This window comes from Pseudomonas sp. P1_F7 (assembly GCF_056405655.1).
The window spans coordinates 97,920-117,310 of sequence record NZ_JBFUBR010000001.1 but is presented as its reverse complement, the minus strand read 5'-3'; the positions used below and the strand labels follow the sequence as shown (position 1 = coordinate 117,310).

The window sequence follows — 19,391 nt, the reverse complement described above, 5'->3', positions numbered from 1 at the left end:
AATGCCCCGAGAGCCCGCCATCTTGGCGGCATGAGCAAGCTGCAGGATTTCGGCGTCTGGGATCCGATAGCAATATCACTCCGACGGTCTTAGCCCCTACCAATCCTGAAAGTGCAACCAAGGATCAGATTACCGGATTACCGGATTACCTGATGCGCTGTCGCGACTGGACCGGGCCCGTTTCATTCAATGTTGGATTGCCGCCTGCGGTGGCTGGAGAAAAAATTAAACTGCCGCCCGGAATCGACCGTGAACTGCAGAAAACGCTGTATTGGTGCAGTATTTATGCATGAATCTATAGAAAATGCAGCATTTTCACTACTCGATTGGGTCAATATTGTTACCGAGACCTGTACTCGTCGGCCCATTTCGATCCTCGCGATCCAAACGCTCATTAATGCCGATCGCGATGAAATGATCCACCTGGATCTCAATGGTAAATAAGAAGCATATGTTGTATCGCGTGGAGGATAGGGGTAAAAAATTAACGATGGCAGGGATGCGCTAAGAGGCAAATCGAAGTACTTGGATTTAGACGATCCTGCGGTGCGGAGATGTGCTGGGCTCGATGATTTAAACCATAGAATAAATATAAGGAACTCAAGTATGCGCAAGCTCATGATGTTAGTGGCAGCATCGCTTACAGTTGTGTCTACAGTACTGTCGACCGCAGCCAATGCCGGTCAAGTGCTCGACCACGTGCTGGCCACAAAAACCCTCACAGTGGCGGTTGGGACGGACTGGGGCAAGATGTCATTTTTGAATGACAAGCAAGAACTCGATGGTTCTGACGTAGCCGTTGCAAAGGCCATCGCTGACCACTTGGGGGTGCAGGTGAAATTCGTGACACCGGGCTGGGATATTATCGCCGGAGGCAAATGGCAGGGTCGCTGGGACATGGCCATGGGTCAGATGACCCCGACCGCGGCGCGTGCAAAAGTATTTGACTTCCCGGCTATCTACTTCTACGGGCCGGTATCTGCCGTTGTTCACAAGAACAGCAAGGCGACAAAGCTTTCTGATCTCGATGGCAAGGCGTTTGGCGTTGGGGCAGGCACCTCGGCGGAGTCCTATGTCAACCATACTTTCACACCGAACTGGGTCGCCGCTCAGCCAATAGAATTCAAATTCACAGCTGGAAAGGTGAAGAGCTATTCAAGCTCCATTACTGCGCTTGACGACCTTCGACTTGGCGATGGTGTTCGGCTTGATGCAGTCGTCGCTGACACACCGATAGCGCAGGATGCGATAAAAGCCGGCTACCCATTAAAGATCCTTCCCGGGACCTTGTTCGCCGCCCCGGCAGCAATTGCAATTCTCCATGGCGACAAGGAGTTTAGCGACGAGATTGCGTTAGCCGTCAAAGGTATCAGGGATAACGGTAAGCTCTCTGAGCTGACGATGAAGTGGTACGGCGAAGATTTCTCTGTCGAAAAATAATAATGTCATAGCGGTCCAAGGCTAGTCGGGCCGTTTTTTTGATGAGGATTTCTCATGCTTTATAAAGATACAGTTGAATCAAGGGTGCTGGTACATAACCCATGGTTTGTTGCCTTGATCTTTGCGGTTGTGTTCGTGGTTTTCTTTGTGTTCAATCTTGCCGGTACCACTATGGGTGAGCTCATGAGACCGGTCATTGGCGATCCGTTGAATAGCGGTTTGTACGGGCGTTTCGCAACAGCCTTGGTTATTGCGCTCCTATTATGTATCAACATCGTGCTGATCGGTTGTGTCTCTCTGATATGGCAAATCGGTATTGTGTGGTCTGAATTGCTTCTCTTATTTCTCGCCTTCTTCAAGTCGTTTGATCTAAGCCTACCCTTTATTTGGACAAAACTGCCCTTCCTGATCACGCAGGGCGTGGTTACTACAATTTATGTTTCGGCGATTTCACTTGTCTTTGCATCAATTCTCGGAGTTACGGCGGCTGTCGCAAAACTTTCAACTAACGGTTTCGCTTACGGCATTGCTAGCTTTTACACTTCGTTCTTCCGCGGCGTGCCGCTACTTATGCAGATTTACCTCATCTATCTCGGGTTGCCGCAGCTGGGTATTGTGATGGATGCTGTGCCATCAGGTGTGTTGGCGCTTTCGTTGTGCGTTGGTGCATACATGACGGAGATTTTTCGCTCAGGTATCCAAAGCATTGATCGCGGTCAGTGGGAGGCATCTCGCTCACTGGGTTTCGGCTTTGGGCTCACCATGCGCAAGATTATCATGCCGCAGGCGCTGCCTATCATCATTCCCCCAATGGGAAACACGTTCATCTCAATGCTTAAAGATAGCTCACTCGTCTCTGTCCTCGGTGTATGGGAGCTTACATTTCTCGCGCGCACGCTCGGTCAGAGCACCTTTAATCACATGGAGATGTTGGTTGCTGTGGCTATTCTGTATTGGGTTCTATCCGTTTGCCTTGAAATAATTCAGTCCAGGATTGAAAGTCATTACGCCCGGAATAAGACGCGATGAACGAGGGTGCACGCGAAGCGGCGAAGTTTACAAAGTGGCAAAGACTCACCACGGTGAATACTGACGCTTCGCGATTTAAATCGACTTCGATCTGGCAATATTTGGGCAGGAGTAAGGCAAGATGAGCTTGAACACATTTGAATCGACGAACGTCACAAAGCGACAAAGCACTGACGAGGTCATAAATGCCGATGTTACCCGAACTGGATTGACTCCGGATCAGGCGCGATTTCGGAAGGAGCACGCGGTAGTGAACGCGGACAAAATTATCGAAGTAAAGAACGTCTCAAAGTGGTACGGCAACTTTAGAGCGTTGACCGACGTTAACCTCACCGTCCGCAAAGGCGAACGTGTCGTCATCTGTGGACCGTCCGGATCGGGGAAATCGACACTGATCCGGTGTTTCAATCGGCTTGAAGCGCATCAGGAGGGCGAGATTATTGTCAATGGAATCAACTTACATAGCAAAATGCGCAACATCTCCGAAGTGCGTAAAAATGTCGGCATGGTGTTCCAGCACTTCAATTTATTCCCGCACATGACGGTCCTAATGAATTGCATGGCGGCGCCGATGTGGATCAAGGGTGTTCCCGAGGCCGAAGCGAGAAAAGTTGCTCTTGAGTTCCTTGAGCGCGTTCGAATTCCGGAGCAGGCGAATAAATATCCGGCTCAGCTTTCAGGAGGACAGCAGCAGCGCGTCGCCATAGCCCGTTCTCTTTGTATGGAGCCTGCGGTCATGCTGTTCGATGAGCCGACCTCTGCACTCGATCCGGAGATGGTCGCCGAAGTTCTCGAGACAATGACCAGCTTGGCTCGCGATGGCATGACCATGGTCTGCGTCACACACGAAATGGGGTTCGCGCGTTCTGTTTCTGACCGTGTCATTTTCATGGATGCTGGGAGAATTATAGAAGAGGGCGCTCCTCAAGACTTCTTCACCAATCCTAGGCATGAACGAACTAAACTGTTCCTTAGTCAGATTCTCCGCCACTAATAGCCACGTCATGAGGAGGCTCGCGTCGCCTTGTGACGGTTTTGAGTGGTGGGGTCATATAATGACATTGTGATTAGTGTGACCTTAGTTAGCATCGTAAGCCGCAATTCGGAATGACTAGTGGCTAGGGTCTCGTGACGCATAAGCGGGGATATTTTCACGGCACTTCAAAGCAAGCCATTCAGAAATCGCTCTCGCGTTGCGCATCAAATACCGCAAGCCAACAGCTTTATAACAGGAAACATACTTGCCCTTTATCGGCACGAGAATTATAAGCCGCTGAGAGGCTGGGAAATTTTTAGTTAGGTGATTCCATCTCACGTATCACAAGCAACTCGGACGATGGTGACAAAGTGATCAAAGAACTGCATTTTGAACTAGAAGAATTTGGAATGCGCCTGTCTGCTGTCAGGCGCGAAATGGCTGCCAGAAATATTGACGTTCTATTGCTGTCCGAGCCCAGCAACCAGAACTATTTAACTGGATATAATGCATATTCCTTCTATACCCCCCAGATGGTTATTGTATCCCTAGATCATGATCAACCGATATGGGTGGGACGGTTCATGGATCGTATCTCGGCCGTCATGACTACGTATTTGGATGACGAAAACATTAGGGCATATCCAGATACTTATGTGCAGTCAAACACTCTTTCGCCCTACGCGTACATTGCCGATATTCTCAAGGAGATACGCAACGACCGAGCCCGTATCGGTGTCGAGATGGGCGGATACTACTACTCCGCACGCGCTCATTCCGACCTGACAAGAGCATTGCCACAGGCCCAGTTCATCGACGCGGATTTGCTGGTGGGTTGGATTCGTCTGGTAAAGAGCCCGGCGGAGGTAGCTGTCATGCGAGAAGCAGGCCGATTGGCTGATGTAGCAATGAAGCGTGTGGTCGAGATGGTCGAGGCCGGTGTTCGTGAATGCGACATCGCAGCTGTCATCTACTACCATCAAATTGCAGGACAGGTCTGTTTTGGTGGCGATTACCCAGCCTGTCCGCCGGATTTGTGCGTAGGCGAGCGGGCTATTGCCCCTCATGCGGCTTGGACGGACAGTCCCATTCAAGAAGGGGCGGTAGTCAATCTTGAGTTGTCAGGCGTCCGCCATCGTTACCAAGTAAACATGGCTCGCTCGATTTGCGTGGGTAAACCGACAGCCGCGTTCCAGAAGTTAGCAGATATTGCCGTCGAATCCTTGAACTCATGTCTTGAGAGTATCCGGCCTGGTCTAACCTGCTCTGATGTCGAGGCCGCATTCAGGAAAGCCCTGGCTCGTCACGGCATGGAAAAAGAGTCACGTGTGGGCTATCCCACTGGAATCAGCTTCCCCCCCGCTTCGGGTGAGCGGACTGCCAGCATTCGCAAGGGGGATGAAACCATCTTGCAAGCGGGAATGGTATTCCACCTTATGCCTGGTCTGTGGTTGGACACAATGGGCGTAACGATCACTCAGAGTTTCGCTGTGACAGAGACCGGCTTTGAGCCACTGACCAATACACCACGTCAACTATTTGTGAAATAGCAGGAGTGTCACTAATGTACTCGGCTGGTCACGCATTGGGCATCCTTGAACTAGATGAAGGCATCCTACCCGACAGCCCCAACGCGACACCTCGGGCTGGTTCGCTTTTAGATCCCGCCAGCTTTGGCAGACCGATTATCACCGAGATGGTTGAGGGAGCGACTGCAGAAGTCATCATCCGAGGCGAACCGGCCCTTGAGGCCAATTGTATTTCAGCGGCTCGACGATTGAGGGAGCGCGGTGCACAGGTCATAGTTGCTGATTGTGGCTTCTTCATTCGTCACCAAGCTGCGATCAGTGCCGTTGTAGATATCCCAGTCGCAACATCGAGCCTTCTCTTGATCCCTCTTTTGTTAAGGCTACTGCCGTCTTCCGCAAAGTTGGCAGTTATCACTGCCGATGCTAGATACTGCACGCAAGAAATTTTAGGCGTGGAGCACCCTGCAGACTTAGCTCGCGTGATAATTGGCGGCATCGAGGGTGGCATTTATGTGCGTAACACACTGGCCAGACCATTTATTCGAACCGATGTTGAGCAAATTGAGCTAGAAGTGCAAGCTTGCATTGACAAACTTCGTGCTGAACATCCTGAGATAGGTACCGTGCTTTTTGAGTGCACAGGGTTTCCATGCGTTGCTCCCGCGGTGCGGCGCACAACTGGCTTGCCAGTTTTCGACATTACCGATCTTTGCCGATTAACGCTAGCGTCACTCAGGACCTAAAGTCTTGAGATGATCGGCTTTGTGAAATATACGAAAAAAAGCTGTCGAGCAAACTGCTTTTCATAAGCAGCTTTAAAAATTAGGCAGGAGCGAAAATGAATACCGAGTTTATGAGATTTGAGTTGTCCGAATATAAAACGCGTCTGGATAAGGCACGGTTAGCGATGGAGCAGGCCGGGATAGATCTGCTTGTAGTGACCGATCCAGCCAATATGGGGTGGCTTACGGGCTACGAAGGCAACTCATTCTATGTGCCGCAGTGCGTCGTGGTCAGTAAAGACAAAGATCCATTGTGGTTTGGTCGAGGCCAGGATGCAAATGGCTGTAGACGCACAGCTTACATCGGCGAGGACCGGATCAAATCATACGCCGACCACTACGTGCAATCCGATCACCTGCATCCGATGACAGTTCTGGGCCAAATTATCATCGAAGAAGGTTATGGTGCCGCGACAATCGGTGTTGAAAAAGATAGTTATTATTTTTCTGCGGCAGGTTTTGAAGCACTGACGGCAACGCTTCCTAATGCTCGCTTCAAAAATGCCATGCGATTAATCAACTGGCTGCGAATTGTCAAATCACCGCGCGAAATCGAGTATATGCGAGGGGCAGGCAAGATCGTCGAAGCGATGTACGAACGAGTTACTGAAGTGTTACGCCCAGGTGTTAAACAGTCAGATGTCATCGCTGAACTGTCGTATGTAGGCACTCGCGGAGTCGACGGCTTTTGGGGAGATTACCCTGCTGCCGTTCCGAACCTTGGAGCAGGAGCAGATGCGTCGGCGCCTCATCTCACTTGGACAGATAAGCCCATTCGGGCCAATGAAAGTATCTTTTTCGAGCTCGCCGGCGTTCATAAGCGCTATCACTGCCCCTTGTCGCGTACCTACTATTTGGGCAAGCCAACGACTCACATGCTAGATGCCGAAAAGGCTGTCCTTGAAGGCATGGAGGCCAGCCTCGAGAAGGCTATTGCGGGCAATCTCTGTGAGGATATTTCTCAGGCGTATGGGCGGGTCTTGGCCAAACACGGTCTAGAAAAGTCCAACAGGGCCGGTTATTCGATTGGGATGGGTTACCCCCCTGCATGGGGTGAAAACTCTGCGAGCTTCCGTGATGGCGATAAAACGGTGCTGCAGCCAGGGATGACGTTCCACCTGATGTCAGGCTTGTGGTACGACGATTGGGGCATTGAAATCACCGAGAGCTTTTTGGTGACCGAGGATGGTGTGGAGTTCCTCTCGAAAGTACCCCGACAGCTTATTGTGATCGACTAAGATTGTCAGTCGCCTCAGCCATTGAACTATTGATGCTGATGATCCCGCTCGCGATTCCCCTGGCGTTCTGGGCCTCGATCTTGAAAGCTCGGAGCTCAGGGGATCGCGTGTAAATAAGCTTGCGCCCGCCCCCCGGATTTCCGGGTGGGCGGAAGGACAACTTAGTGCTCAATAAGGACACGCAGCGACTGTGGAGGGAGACGTAGCGAGTGATGATATGGGGCACGCTTGTGCTAGACGTTGGTATGAGTTCAAAGCATCGCTTGGATCAGATTATTGTCGCACATTGCAGCTACTCATGTGGCCATGAAAGATTGACGAATCGTTTGAGTCTGCAGACTTAGTTTGTCGCACCACTGCTGAATAGCTAGCACCTGCGCGCTTAAAACATGCCGCTACCGTAAAAACTATCCTTTTATCGGCTTTCTGTGAATAATCTTTTTCGCGTTAATGAATCTTTTGTTGCACCAGTGTTCAGGCAGGCGAAATAAAGAGCAATTCGCCAACAGCCAGTCTACTACTATTGCAATCCCTCTTGGGCTGCGATCGCAGCCGTTTAGTGTCTACTTAGCTTCGCTGGAAGAATCGCGTACCGTTACTATTATTTGCGAATATAGTGCTTGTTCGTGCCAATTTTCTAAGGTGGCAGCCCCTTGAGGCGCGTGTAATCTGCATTGATTCAAAATTTCGCGCCGAAAAAATGCGCAGCATGCATGAAAAACATGAAAATTTTACTATTATATGAGCAATAATTAGCCAGTATGGATTTCTCTCGAATAGCCTAATAGCTCATTCTATTGAGCAATTTGCACAAGCGAAAAAGGTATAACAAATGACTTTAGAAAGCGCTGTAGAGCTTGCCCCGCTAGTATTTTCCGACTCATACGCTGAATCCCGGCGAAAGTTTTTGAGTGCGACGCCTAACGCTATTCCTTACCCCTGCGGTGCAAAAGGACCAGCAGGCGAGGATCTCTATACTGACGTCGCCTATTTCGGTTCTAATACGGCAAAAAATCTTTTGGTTTTAGTCTCTGGAACTCATGGTGCAGAAGGTTATTGTGGGTCCGCCGGTCAAAACGTCTTCATTGCTTCCAGATTGCATGAACAGCTTCCTGATAATACGGCCGTCCTAATTATCCATGCACTCAATTGCTACGGATTTGCCTGGGATCGTATCGTCACAGCGGAAGGCATAGATCTCAATCGAAACTTCATCGATTTTACGCTCCCATTACCAGATAGTTCTGCATACGAAGAGTTGGCTAATTATATTGTCCCTGTCGATATTAGTGCAGAGGGGGTAGCTTTAGCAGAAGATGCTGTGGCAGAATTTTGTTCAAAACATGGCAGACGGAAGTTTCAGCAGGCTCGCAGTTCTGGGCAATTTACGAGGCCCGGCGGCATGTCCTATGGAGGCCAAGCCCCGTCCGAAGCACGACAAACCCTAGAAAGAATTGCAACCGACTTCGATGTTGCATCTAGGGAGCGTGTAATTATCATCGATTACCACACAGGCTTGGGTCCGTATGGTTACGGCGAGCTACAATGCGAGCAAGTTTCAGGGATCGCAGGATATGAGCGCGCCACCGACATTTTTGGCGTTTCCGCCACCTCCCCTGATGTCGGTACATCTACCTCCGTTCCGCTGCACGGGTCGCAGGATGAATTTTGGGAGCGGCTCCTAGGTTCTCGACATACTTATGTCTGCTTAGAATTTGGTACCTGTGACATCGATACAGTACGCAAGGCACAGCGCGATGACCTATGGCTATACAAGTATCGTCCTGAGGAGATTGACGCGCCATTAGGGCGCAAAATTCGCCAGGCGACCAAGCATTGTTTCTATCCTCAGAAAATAGATTGGAAGGAAATGGTTGTTTGGCGAGCACACCAAGTACATAGGCAGGCTTTAGAGGCACTGAGTTCTCCGATTTAGTGCTATGTTGAAGCCACGAAGTACGAGAATCTTCAGGCTGTCTGATAGATAGAGGGCCTAAGATAAAGGCGAACGCCCCGATTGCTCAAGAGTTGACATTTCTGAAAAATAGAATAGAAAACCTATTTGCCGTCGGGGCTACATATTTGCGGTGCAATTAATGTGTAACAGATCGACTTCGTCGCAAGCAACAACTAGGTGAAGCACTACACCCCGGCCTTGAATCACATATCTGTTGTTCGCTCCAGGTTCCTAAAGGGAACGGCTGCTTTCTGCAGACGCTGTTTTACGCATTTTTAAAAACTTTCGTGGCTATGTAATCAGCGCCCCCAGTTTATTATCCCTCCAAATCTACAGGATCTTTCAGTCCAACCGGGTCTTTCGTGAGCGCTCCATAGACCCCACATTCAAAGCGCTTAGCTGATTCCGGATGCTGTGCTCCCGATTCCCTCAGGAGCCAGCTCGCCATGATGCGACCCAATGCCAAAGTCGAAAAAGTGTATCTGTACCCCAAGCCGGTCAGCTTCCAAAAAACCATCGACGGCTTGGCTGCGCTAGTCGAGCTGGATATTAAAGTCGCAGTATTTGACCCCGTGCTTTTCGTTTTCCTCAACAAGCCTCGCAATCGGAAGATTTTATGTTGGGAGCGCAACGGCTTCTGCCTTTGGCTCAAGCGCCTTGAGTCCGAACGATTCAAAACATCGCCTGGCGCCACCGACGAGGCGATCGTTCTGACCGTCCAGGAACTTACAGGTGTTGAAAGAGCCTGACCGAGACCCAAGCAGCCAGTCCTGGATGTGGGTGCAAACCGGCGGCCCGCCAGATAAACCAGTGATCCTTTTTGACTACTCCACCAGCCGCGCGCAGGAGGTGCCGACACGCCTGCTCAATGGCTATCGTGAACGCAAGTGAACTGACTGATGAAGCGACGAATCTCCACTGGTGTCAAAACGGGCTTGTGTAGCCGGGCCCCGAGAAGTGCAGAGGACACCTGTCTACCGACTGCACGGCACCCGTTTTAAGGCAGCAAGAACCTGAGCCAGGTCATTTTGGGAGGCGTGAGAATCTATCCTCGGCACGTATCGTGGGGATAGGGACGGACTCACCCGTAGTTGTGATGAAAGACCTGTAATGGGGCTGGAGCGAAGGGGTGGGGATCACATTCGTTGTGCGGGACACAACTCAAACGAGGATGACGTTTTAGTGCAGCGAAAAGCATTCGAGATACCGAAGCCGCTGGTGTGGATGGCGTATCAGGATGTCCGCCGCAACCAGGGCTCGACTGAGAGGGCTAGGAGTGGGAACACAACATCGAGCTGCAGTACATCGTCCAAGATGGACCGCTGACGAACCTCGGCATCTGTGGCGCAACGCAAGCGATCGTTCCGACTTCGACCGTGGCACTGGCGAAAATCGTCTCCTCATTAGTTACGGCATTTCCTTGAAGTAAACAGGCAAGGGCTCCATGGGACTGGCCAGACTTCCAAAACGCTCGACGGGGATAGGTTGGTGGGGGCATCGGCGATGAAAATTGTCTCCCGCCGCGAAGCTTGATTTTACTCGCATTGACCTCCGGATCAACCGTGACATGCAGCCAAGCAATTGAGTCGAAACTCGCTGAAGCCGAAGACCGCTAGGACGCTTTATCGCAACTCTTAGCATTAACCTACTAAGTAATTATGCGTTATAGCTAAGAAAAACGCATTTTTACTTCACTCATATAGTTTTTTTTACGGATTATGACTTTGCTTTGCAGCTAAAGTTTTGCAGCGGCGAGGCGCAACATATCAAGCTATCCCGCCAAACAAAAATAAAAAACAAAAAGGAGACGCAAATGAAAGTTAAGAATTTTCAGTCAGACAATGTCGGCACTGCGATTATTCTGAAGGCAGCTTTTGCAGTGGGCATTGTTCTGTGACGACGATAGCGGAAATGCCCGTATAGATTTATCCGGGCATTTTCTTCATGACCTGGATTCGGATGCATGTATTAGACACGCTCTAAGCGAATCTTCCGATCCTTCCTTTGGCCTGCTTTAGCTCAACATTCAATTTTGCAACTTATATGCAAAGCCTTCAGCTAATAAATACTAGGCTTGCAACCGAATACGATGTGACCTCGAGCTGGCCAACTTCAAAAAACCGGAGAACAACAAAAATGAAAAAAAATCGAGATGTTCATGGAACACCCGGGAAAATCAGCTCCGATCGACTAACAAGAAAGGGAATGATGCGGCGACTCGTAGCGCCGTTATTGGTGTCTTTCACGGCGGCGCTATTGGTACCTTACGCGGTGGCGGGATGTGTTGGGGGCGACGTTGAGCAGCACAACGGGGAGTTGCTTCGAGCGAAGGCGCACTCACTCATTTCCGCAATCACTAGCGGACCCGATGCGGCTCTCGGAGCTGCCGTGTATGTCGAAGCACCTAAATTTTGTATGGAGTACGGCGAGGTGGCCGGCATGACAGAACAGGGTGGACATGAGCTATTGACAACTAATCATCCAGTTGTCGTTTCAAGTGTTACGAAACCCTTCGTGGCCGCTGCAATATTGCGGTTGTGGGAGAGCGGAAAAATCGAACTGGATCAGTCGATTGGTTCTTATATTACTCCGACGCAGGTAAAAATTCTTACGGATGGCGGCTACGATGTTAATGCTATCACCGTCCGGCAACTCCTATCGCATACTGCCGGACTTTTGGATGTGTTCGATACACGCGCCTACGCTGAGATTGAGCAAAGACTGATGTCTGGCGAGCTCAAGCATCGGTTCACTGTGGATGAGCAACTTAAGATGGCGATGGAGGGCGGACCGCGTTTTGCGCCAGGAGAGAGGTTTGAGTACTCCGACACCGGCTATATTCTGCTCGGCGCGATCCTTGAGAAGGCAACAGGCCAATCCATGGCGGAGGCAACGCGCAAGCTTGTCGATTTCAAACGTCTTGGGCTTGTCGACACTTGGTGGGAAGTGCTTGAAACGAAGCCCGAAGGCGTGCTACCGCGGGCGCATCAATACCGTTATAGCCTGTACACTGACCCTAAAGCGTCGAAAGCCAACGGCTGGGACATCTATGACACTACTCCGTTTGATCTGTTCGGCGGTGGGGGGATGGTGTCGACCACAAAGGACCTCTCAAAGTTTTTCTACGCTTTGTTTAACGGGCAAGTTTTCAAGAAGGCAGAAACGATCAATCTCATGACATCCGTCTTCAATACGGCTACTCCCCGAGATCCGGGGGCGGAGCTCTATGGTCATGGCGTGCGGATCATGAAAGTCGGAGATATTACCGTGTATGTGCATGGTGGCGCGTGGGGGGCATATGTAGCATACGCGCCGACATTGAATATGTCTGTTAGCGTCATTGGTTTGAAAAAAGACTCTTTAGACAAATACCGCGCCGCTACCCTCGAGCTGATTTCGGAAGCGGCGAAACTCAGGTGAGCGAGCTGTCGGGATTGATGCATTATTTGGTACTTGCTCAGAAAGATACGCCGGGCGGAGGTTTTATGATCGCACCCGCCCGGGGTGCGATTACTGACCGGTGTACTGCAGTTGGTTCCTGATCAGTTCTACCGACTCGGCTGGCTCAGGCCCGCGGCCTTGAAGATGGCGTGGGCCTGAGCTTCGTACCGAAACGCCCTGAAGCGCTTCGCAAACGGGGCCTGCGGGGCGGTAGTCTGCTGAGACTTGATTTCGTGGTCGATCTCTACGACGCAATCAGTATTGAGTACGCAGTTCCTGTCGGGGGGGATGTCGAAGCATAGTGGGCTCACCGCGACTTGTCATTGCTGATGGCTCTGAACCTTGTTGACACCATGAAAGAAGGTGCCCCAGCCTAGAATATCCTGACTTATGGTGCGTGGTGGGTAATGCTACTGCCATACTCTGCATCTAATCATGGGGGAGATAAGCAAAGACCCCCTGGGGCTTGGCAAACTGTTTCTGCTGATCGGAAGAGCTGGGCGCTTACGTCGGTCTCTGTACATGACCATGCCGGTGAAGTGGTCGTCGGGGCAATCGATAAAGGGGCAAATAGACCAATCAGCGGGGTAAAAAAAACGGCCCCCATGGCACCTTGACGGACCCAATCCGCCGGGGGGGGGGGTCAGAGGGAGGTGTTCAGCTCGCTGATAAGGGTTTCGCGGTATTTGAGGGCGGACACCGAGGATTCGCCCAGATTGCTGGCGACGGCACTCAGCAGGCCTTGGGCCAATAACATAAACGCACACATGCTGTTACTGAAAAACAGACTGTGGTTGGGCACATAGAAACTGTACAGAGCAACCTTCGCCAGGGGGGAACTGGCGGAATCCGTTAGGGCAATCACCTTTATTGCATGCTTCGCTGCAACTTCCGCGGTCGCCAGCACACTGGGCGTGTAGGGGAAGCAACTGGACACTACCAGCAGGTCTCCTTCGTCCATCTGCGCCAAGGCATCTGCAACGCCTTGGCGGCTGTTGTCCAGGGTCGAGACATCCGGGCGCAGCATACCCAGACCGTAGGACATGAACATTGCTAGGGAATTGAACTGGCGCATGCCATGGATTCGAACCCGGCGGGCACTGGACAGCAGCTCCACCGTTTGCACGAACACTGCCGGGTCAACCTGCTCGATCATGCTGGCGATGTTCGCGCTTTCCTGACGACCCAGGCGGGTCAGCTGATTCATGTTATCCATGTCACCAGTGCTCACCACTAGTCGCGAAGCCTGATCGCTGTAGAAGTGTTTGCCCTCAGTCATTTCTCGACGAAACACATCCTGCAGCTTGCTGAATCCGCCATAGCCCAGACGCTGGGCCAACCGGGACAACGTCGATGCGTTGACTGCCAATTGTTGCGCCAATTCGCTGATGGACGACACGGCTGTCCGTTGTGGTGATTCTATCAGCGCCATCAGCACCCGCCTTGAGCTGCTACCCAATGCAATGTCCACCTCGCGTCGCTCGATGGAATCCAGCAGCTGTTTCAACCCGGTGATGGTATCGGGCAGGGGGGGCGGGGTGTTCGTCATTTGGACAGTCCATTCACGATAAGAGAAAGGCATCAGGAGGCGTTATGCACTAACCCGATGCTTTTCGGCAAGGTACACAGGCATTTGCAGATGCCGCAATAGAAAAGTGCTTTTGTGTCGTCCAACATGACCGGCGCCGCATGAAGCTCTTGCCCCTTGGAGCCAGATCTGGACTTTCCTGCCAGTAGGGCGAGGAATAATGAGCAAATAATAATTGCATATTATTTAAATGCATTTATTATTTGCATAAAGCACCGGAGGGAAACATGAGCCACGTATTTCACCGCAGCCTCACGCAACATTACCCTGTCGCCGTCAAGGGCGATGGCCCTTACATTATCGACAGTGCTGGGCGTCGCTATCTGGATGCCAGTGGCGGGGCGGCCGTCTCGTGCCTTGGCCACAGCGATCCTCAGGTGATCGATGCGATCCGCCAGCAGGTCGGACAGTTGGCTTACGCTCACACCTCATTCTTTACCACCGAGGTCATGGAGGAGTTGGCCGATTTTCTGGTGTCTCGTGCGCCGCAGGGTATTGACTCGGTGTATTTCGTCTCGGGCGGTTCGGAGGCAGTGGAGGCAGCACTTAAACTGGCCCGGCAATACTTCGTCGAAATCGGTCAGCCGCAACGCAAGCATCTGATTGCGCGCCGTCAGAGTTACCACGGCAACACCCTTGGCGCTCTGGCCACAGGCGGCAATGAGTGGCGTCGAAAACAGTTCGAACCGCTGTTGATCAATGTCAGCCATGTTAGTCCTTGCTATGCCTACCGCGAGCAGTGCGAAGGCGAAACACAGCAAGCAATGGGCCTGCGTCTGGCGGCGGAATTGGAGGCGGAAATTCTCCGTTTGGGCGCCGAAAATGTCATGGCGTTTGTCGCGGAACCGGTCGTTGGGGCGACGCTGGGTGCAGTGACGGCGGTACCCGGTTACTTCAAGGCGATTCGCGAAGTGTGTGACCGCTATGGGGTTCTATTGATTCTCGACGAAGTGATGTGCGGCATGGGCCGGACCGGGACATTGTTCGCTGCCGAACAGGAAGGGATCAGCGCCGACCTGATTACCGTTGCCAAAGGACTGGGCGCCGGTTACCAACCGATAGGTGCGACCCTGGTGAGCAAGAAAATCCGCGACGCCATCGCCAATGGCTCTGGATTTTTCCAGCACGGACACACGTATATCGGCCATGCCACGGCGTGCGCGGCGGCACTCGCAGTGCAGAAAACTATAGAGGAACGCGGTTTGCTGGCGCGGGTCAATGTACTAGGTCGGGGATTGCAGGATCGCCTGATCGAGTTACTGGGCACTCATCCGAACGTAGGCGATATTCGCGGTCGCGGTTTGTTTCAGGGGGTGGAGTTGGTGGCCGATCGGACAAGCAAAAAACCGTTTGATCCGTCGCTCAAGCTACACGCGAAAATCAAAAAAACCGCCATGGCAGAAGGACTGATGTGCTATCCAATGGGCGGAACTGTCAATGGTCAGTATGGCGACCACATCCTGCTGGCACCGCCATTTATTCTCGAGGACAGTCATTTGGATGAGATCGCCAGCAAACTGGTGAATGCCATTCGCCTCACACTCAAGGACCTTTAAGGAGTTTGGCCGATGTTCGTTCAATCGCGTCTCACTGCACTTGCCGACGATCAGATCAATGATGCTCAGCGGGCGGTACTCACGGAGATTCTCAGTGGCCCTCGAGGCAACCTCGATGGTCCATTCCTTGCCTGGATTCATAGTCCGGAACTGGCCAGCCATGCTCAGCGACTGGGTGCGTTTTGTCGCTACAGCACGCGCCTGGAATTACGTCTGACCGAGTTGGCCATTTTGTTCACCGCTAGTTGGTGGCAGTCCCAGGCCGAATGGCAGATCCACGAACCTATCGCTCGCCAGGCGGGTGTCACCGATGCGGTCATTGAAGCACTACGACATCAAGCCGAGCCTGATTTTGAGCGGGAAGACGAACGTGTGGTCTACCGCGTCGCCAAAGCGTTGTATCAGGATCGTCGTGTGAATGATGCGCTGTATGCGCAGGCCATCGAAACCTTTAACGAGCCAGCGGTCGTCGAGTTGGTCGGGGTGTTGGGTTACTACGCATTGGTGGCAATGACCCTGAACGTGTTTGCGGTGCGCCGCGGCACCGATGTGCCATTGCCGTTCCCGGAGCCTTGATTCACGGTAATCTAGGAGCGCAATCTCCCAGTCCGTTTGTGGCTAAGCTGCGTTCGTCGACTTTGGCGAATGCACAGGCGATGGCTACATTTTAAGGGGGGTAAGCGTTCGGCGGTGTTCGCGTAGCTGCGTATGTTTAAAGAGATTACATCTGAGGCGCGTTGGGTCTCTGATTTGCGGGCACGTTCAAGGCATCGTATTTCGTCTTTAGTCTATTAGTCGACCCTGGTGTTTAGCTCGTTCATTGTTCTTGGGTTATAAGTGTCCGGCCAGGCTTAGCCTGGAGGCAGTAGCGTCAGCCGTGCTGATCTTGCCCGCGTCAATTTGATACATTTGTATTCCTAGCCGAGTTTGAATGACGGCAGCCCAAGACCAGGTGTTGAACATTAAGAACTGCGCCCCGCGCTACCAGCGATCACTTTAACTTGGCCGGCTGAAATGCGTGTTCATCTCTGCACTCAGCTTGAATTATCACTAGGGGCCACTGGATGATATTTATCGCCAAAATCTATTCGGCCCTGCGTATTGCGGCACACCTTTACACTGCCAATTTATAGGAGGTCTAAATGCTTGTGCTTACGGACATGCAGCGCGCATACCTTAAAAAAATACGAGCCCTTAGCGCAGACCTTCAGGGCAACGAAGTATTTGCTGGCCTGACGCTCGAGGAGTCAATGCGGTTCAATTGCTTGAGTGAGTCGCTTTTGGGGCAGGATCATCGCACGCAGGAAGATGTGGACGAGTATCTCGCCCTCCACCAAAAGCACGAGCGTGATCGACTATCAAGTGATAGGCGCAGTGATAGAGGCGCAGCAAAACAGATCGTTACTACACAAAAGAACTGAATATCAGCCTTGCCACAGTCAAGCATCACTGAAACAAAGCTTTATCTGACCGGGAATACCCCACTATCCCGCTGTAGGGCGGGCTTTGACGTCCGCACCTGCTCCGCGCAAAATATCGTGCTCACCCAGCAAGCTGGCTACATCACAGGCCTTGTCCCACAAACCTAGCGAATGACCATGAAGTAGCAGATAAGCAATGCGCGGATGAGCTGGGACTGTTGCCGCTGACCGAAAACTGACCCAGCCAATCCCGTATATCTATTGTGAACGGCATCAGCATAGAGTTGACGCAGCCCGTCGTAACGATTTAGGCCGAGTTGCTCGGATAAACGCGTCGTTGTAGCGTGCTGGACGCCGACTAAAGGCGTCTGCTCACACATTGATGCCAGCGCCACGTAATTCTGATGTTCGATAATATAGCGCGCCAACCCCCTCAATGTTCGACGATATCAATGTCGCCAATTCGTTATGACGCAGCGTACTATCTTGCAGACCACGAATAAGGTTTACGTGGCGCAAGTATGACGGCTTGCGTTTGAGGCTTTTCTCCAAATGCGACAGGTCGGGGCCGAGGCCAGCATATAGGCTTTGCCCAACGGCGCACTCCTCACCCAAGTTAAACTATAGGTCGCAACACATAGTGCTGGCGCTATTGCCGTCCGCATAGCCGCAGGCGCTTTTGTGATCAGTTGGCGCGGTAGATCGACGACGTTATTGCTGTATTAGTACGGATGTTGCTGCCGTTCCCCCTTGTACCCCCGATCGTACCTCCAGTTCTGGTAATGCACGGTGTCTCAAGCATGTTTGCCTTGGGAAAAACCGATGCGCATAAAATAATCGATGTCACATATAAAAACGCAGTAATTATCCACTTGGCAGATGTTTATTGATGTTTGGCACTGTTTCAGATCAATAAACTGGTACCAACAACATTATGCTCAAGTGGTATCCATGAAAAATCTTGCCAAAAGTGCTCTGAGTCACCTTGCCCGCCCAGATCTCCTGGAAACACGTGCCTACATCAATGGAGAGTGGATTGATGTTGATTCTCGCCTAGCTGTTATCGACCCGGCCACCAATGAAAAAATCGCGGAAGTCGCCCATTGTGAAGTCATCTGGGTTGATCGCGCCGTTGAAGCAGCCGGTGCAGCATTCCCTGCCTGGCGCGATTTGCTACCAGTTCAGCGGGGACTAATTCTCCGTAAATGGGCGGCACTGACTCGCGAGCATGCCCAGGATTTGGCGGTGATCATGACCGCCGAACAAGGCAAGCCTCTTGCGGAGTCCTTGGGGGAAATCTCCTATGGTGCGGCGTTCTTGGATTGGTTCGCTGCTGAAGGCGAGCGTTGCTACGGAGAGACCATTCCAAGCCACTTGGCTGGTAGTCAGCTTCTGACGAAATTGCAGCCTATCGGAGTGACCGCCGCGATCACCCCTTGGAATTTCCCCAGCGCAATGATTACTCGTAAGGCGGGTGCTGCATTGGCGGCAGGTTGCACGATGATCGTGAAACCGGCGCCTGAGACGCCGCTATCGGCTCTGGCTCTGGCCAAGCTCGCGGAGGAGGCTGGTATTCCTGCCGGTGTATTCCAGGTCCTGACCGGTGACGCGATCGAGCACTCTGCTCGCCTGTTGCAGCGCGCTGAGGTACGTGGATTCAGTTTCACCGGGTCTACCGAGGTAGGGAAGCTGCTGCTGAAGCAGTCCGGTGACACAGTGAAAAAAGTGTCGCTCGAATTGGGCGGGCATGCGCCTTTCATCGTATTTGATGACGCGTCGATTGATGAGGCGGTTGCGGGCTGCATGGGTGCCAAATTCGCAACATCAGGGCAGGACTGTCTCGGTGCCAACCGCATTTATGTTCAGCGTGGCCATTACGAAAAATTCATCGAAGCCTTCGCTGCTGCTACCAACAAGTTGACGGTGGGGCATGGGCTTGAGAAAGGTGTCGATATCGGCCCAATGACTCGTCGTTCGGTCGCTATTAAGTGCCGCGACCATATTGAGAACGCTACCTCCTTAGGTGCGCGCATTGTGGTTGGTAGCGCGGCTATTCAGGGAAACTTTGTAACTCCAACCGTACTATCAGATGTCACCGACGAAATGGACATCGCATTCGAAGAAACCTTTGGGCCAGTGGCTGCGATTCTTCCTTTTGATACAGAGGAGGAGGTCCTCCGTCGCGCTAACAAAACCGAATTTGGCCTTGCAGCCTACGTTTATACCAATGATTTGCGTCGGGCACTTCGGTTATCTGATCGATTGGAGTACGGCATGGTCGCGCTCAACACTCCGAAGTTTACTGGTGCCCCCATTCCATTCGGCGGCTGGAAGCAATCCGGCCTGGGCCGAGAAGGTTCCAGACACGGCCTCGCTGAATACATGGAACTCAAATACGTCTGCTTCGGCAACTTGTGAGAACTGAGGAAACAAT

General features: G+C 52.0%; 14 protein-coding genes and 2 pseudogenes. 15 read left to right on the top strand and 1 reads right to left on the bottom strand.

Features of this window, described 5'->3' with window-relative positions; translation table 11 throughout:
• Positions 1–606: 606 nt before the first annotated feature.
• The 11 genes and pseudogenes from AC1D1M_RS00555 to AC1D1M_RS00505 all read left to right on the top strand — a co-directional run.
• Positions 607–1,440, top strand: a complete 834-nt coding sequence (locus AC1D1M_RS00555; RefSeq protein ID WP_477762163.1) for a transporter substrate-binding domain-containing protein — start codon at positions 607–609, stop codon at positions 1,438–1,440.
• Between the two features lie 54 nt (positions 1,441–1,494).
• The gene (locus tag AC1D1M_RS00550) at positions 1,495–2,469 is read left to right on the top strand and encodes an amino acid ABC transporter permease (protein ID WP_477762162.1); all 975 of its coding nucleotides are present in this window, start codon (positions 1,495–1,497) and stop codon (positions 2,467–2,469) included.
• A 265-nt stretch (positions 2,470–2,734) separates the two neighbouring features.
• On the top strand, positions 2,735–3,463 hold the full coding sequence (locus tag AC1D1M_RS00545) for an amino acid ABC transporter ATP-binding protein (RefSeq protein ID WP_477762345.1): 729 nt from the start codon (positions 2,735–2,737) through the stop codon (positions 3,461–3,463).
• Between the two features lie 353 nt (positions 3,464–3,816).
• Positions 3,817–4,995, top strand: coding sequence for a M24 family metallopeptidase (locus AC1D1M_RS00540; protein ID WP_477762161.1), 1,179 nt, complete (start codon positions 3,817–3,819; stop codon positions 4,993–4,995).
• A 35-nt stretch (positions 4,996–5,030) separates the two neighbouring features.
• Positions 5,031–5,717: an aspartate/glutamate racemase family protein gene (locus AC1D1M_RS00535; protein ID WP_477774111.1), complete on the top strand. Its 687-nt coding sequence runs from the start codon at positions 5,031–5,033 to the stop codon at positions 5,715–5,717.
• A 95-nt stretch (positions 5,718–5,812) separates the two neighbouring features.
• Complete coding sequence (locus AC1D1M_RS00530) at positions 5,813–6,994, top strand: M24 family metallopeptidase (protein WP_477762159.1); 1,182 nt, start codon at positions 5,813–5,815, stop codon at positions 6,992–6,994.
• A gap of 832 nt (positions 6,995–7,826) precedes the next feature.
• Entirely contained in the window at positions 7,827–8,930 is a 1,104-nt protein-coding gene (locus AC1D1M_RS00525) for a DUF2817 domain-containing protein (protein WP_477762158.1), read from the top strand.
• 467 nt (positions 8,931–9,397) lie between these two features.
• Positions 9,398–9,700 carry an IS66 family insertion sequence element accessory protein TnpB gene (gene tnpB, locus AC1D1M_RS00520; protein WP_477762157.1) on the top strand — a complete coding sequence of 101 codons (303 nt, stop codon included), beginning with the start codon at positions 9,398–9,400 and terminating at the stop codon, positions 9,698–9,700.
• Positions 9,678–9,830, top strand: a pseudogene (locus AC1D1M_RS00515) (IS66 family transposase); the annotation flags it as partial. The gene tnpB and the pseudogene AC1D1M_RS00515, both read left to right, overlap by 23 nt.
• Positions 9,831–11,087: 1,257 nt before the next feature.
• Positions 11,088–12,371 (top strand): serine hydrolase domain-containing protein, encoded by a 1,284-nt coding sequence (locus AC1D1M_RS00510; RefSeq protein WP_477762156.1) that lies wholly within the window; start codon positions 11,088–11,090, stop codon positions 12,369–12,371.
• Positions 12,372–12,559: 188 nt separating this feature from the next.
• Positions 12,560–12,766: pseudogene (locus tag AC1D1M_RS00505) on the top strand (hypothetical protein); the annotation flags it as partial.
• Positions 12,767–13,035: 269 nt separating this feature from the next.
• Here the strand turns inward: AC1D1M_RS00505 and AC1D1M_RS00500 are convergent.
• Complete coding sequence (locus AC1D1M_RS00500) at positions 13,036–13,941, bottom strand: MurR/RpiR family transcriptional regulator (RefSeq protein ID WP_477762155.1); 906 nt, start codon at positions 13,939–13,941, stop codon at positions 13,036–13,038.
• 266 nt (positions 13,942–14,207) lie between these two features.
• On the opposite strand from AC1D1M_RS00500, the gene AC1D1M_RS00495 reads away from it, so the two are divergent.
• From AC1D1M_RS00495 to AC1D1M_RS00480, 4 genes are all read left to right on the top strand, one after another.
• Positions 14,208–15,536: an aspartate aminotransferase family protein gene (locus tag AC1D1M_RS00495; RefSeq protein WP_477762154.1), complete on the top strand. Its 1,329-nt coding sequence runs from the start codon at positions 14,208–14,210 to the stop codon at positions 15,534–15,536.
• A 12-nt stretch (positions 15,537–15,548) separates the two neighbouring features.
• On the top strand, positions 15,549–16,112 hold the full coding sequence (locus tag AC1D1M_RS00490; protein ID WP_477762153.1) for a carboxymuconolactone decarboxylase family protein: 564 nt from the start codon (positions 15,549–15,551) through the stop codon (positions 16,110–16,112).
• Positions 16,113–16,678: 566 nt separating this feature from the next.
• Positions 16,679–16,957, top strand: coding sequence for a hypothetical protein (locus tag AC1D1M_RS00485; RefSeq protein WP_477762152.1), 279 nt, complete (start codon positions 16,679–16,681; stop codon positions 16,955–16,957).
• A 951-nt stretch (positions 16,958–17,908) separates the two neighbouring features.
• Complete coding sequence (locus AC1D1M_RS00480; RefSeq protein ID WP_477762151.1) at positions 17,909–19,375, top strand: NAD-dependent succinate-semialdehyde dehydrogenase; 1,467 nt, start codon at positions 17,909–17,911, stop codon at positions 19,373–19,375.
• Positions 19,376–19,391 lie beyond the last annotated feature (16 nt).

Bases quoted from the DNA above. Each gene is read 5' to 3' on its own strand.
- AC1D1M_RS00485 (WP_477762152.1), top strand. From the start codon at position 16,679: ATGCTTGTGCTTACGGACATGCAGCGCGCATACCTTAAAAAAATACGA.
- AC1D1M_RS00525 (WP_477762158.1), top strand. From the start codon at position 7,827: ATGACTTTAGAAAGCGCTGTAGAGCTTGCCCCGCTAGTATTTTCCGAC.
- AC1D1M_RS00490 (WP_477762153.1), top strand. From the start codon at position 15,549: ATGTTCGTTCAATCGCGTCTCACTGCACTTGCCGACGATCAGATCAAT.
- AC1D1M_RS00495 (WP_477762154.1), top strand. From the start codon at position 14,208: ATGAGCCACGTATTTCACCGCAGCCTCACGCAACATTACCCTGTCGCC.
- AC1D1M_RS00480 (WP_477762151.1), top strand. From the start codon at position 17,909: ATGAAAAATCTTGCCAAAAGTGCTCTGAGTCACCTTGCCCGCCCAGAT.
- AC1D1M_RS00500 (WP_477762155.1), bottom strand. From the start codon at position 13,941: ATGACGAACACCCCGCCCCCCCTGCCCGATACCATCACCGGGTTGAAA.
- AC1D1M_RS00530 (WP_477762159.1), top strand. From the start codon at position 5,813: ATGAATACCGAGTTTATGAGATTTGAGTTGTCCGAATATAAAACGCGT.
- AC1D1M_RS00510 (WP_477762156.1), top strand. From the start codon at position 11,088: ATGAAAAAAAATCGAGATGTTCATGGAACACCCGGGAAAATCAGCTCC.
- AC1D1M_RS00555 (WP_477762163.1), top strand. From the start codon at position 607: ATGCGCAAGCTCATGATGTTAGTGGCAGCATCGCTTACAGTTGTGTCT.
- AC1D1M_RS00550 (WP_477762162.1), top strand. From the start codon at position 1,495: ATGCTTTATAAAGATACAGTTGAATCAAGGGTGCTGGTACATAACCCA.
- tnpB (WP_477762157.1), top strand. From the start codon at position 9,398: ATGATGCGACCCAATGCCAAAGTCGAAAAAGTGTATCTGTACCCCAAG.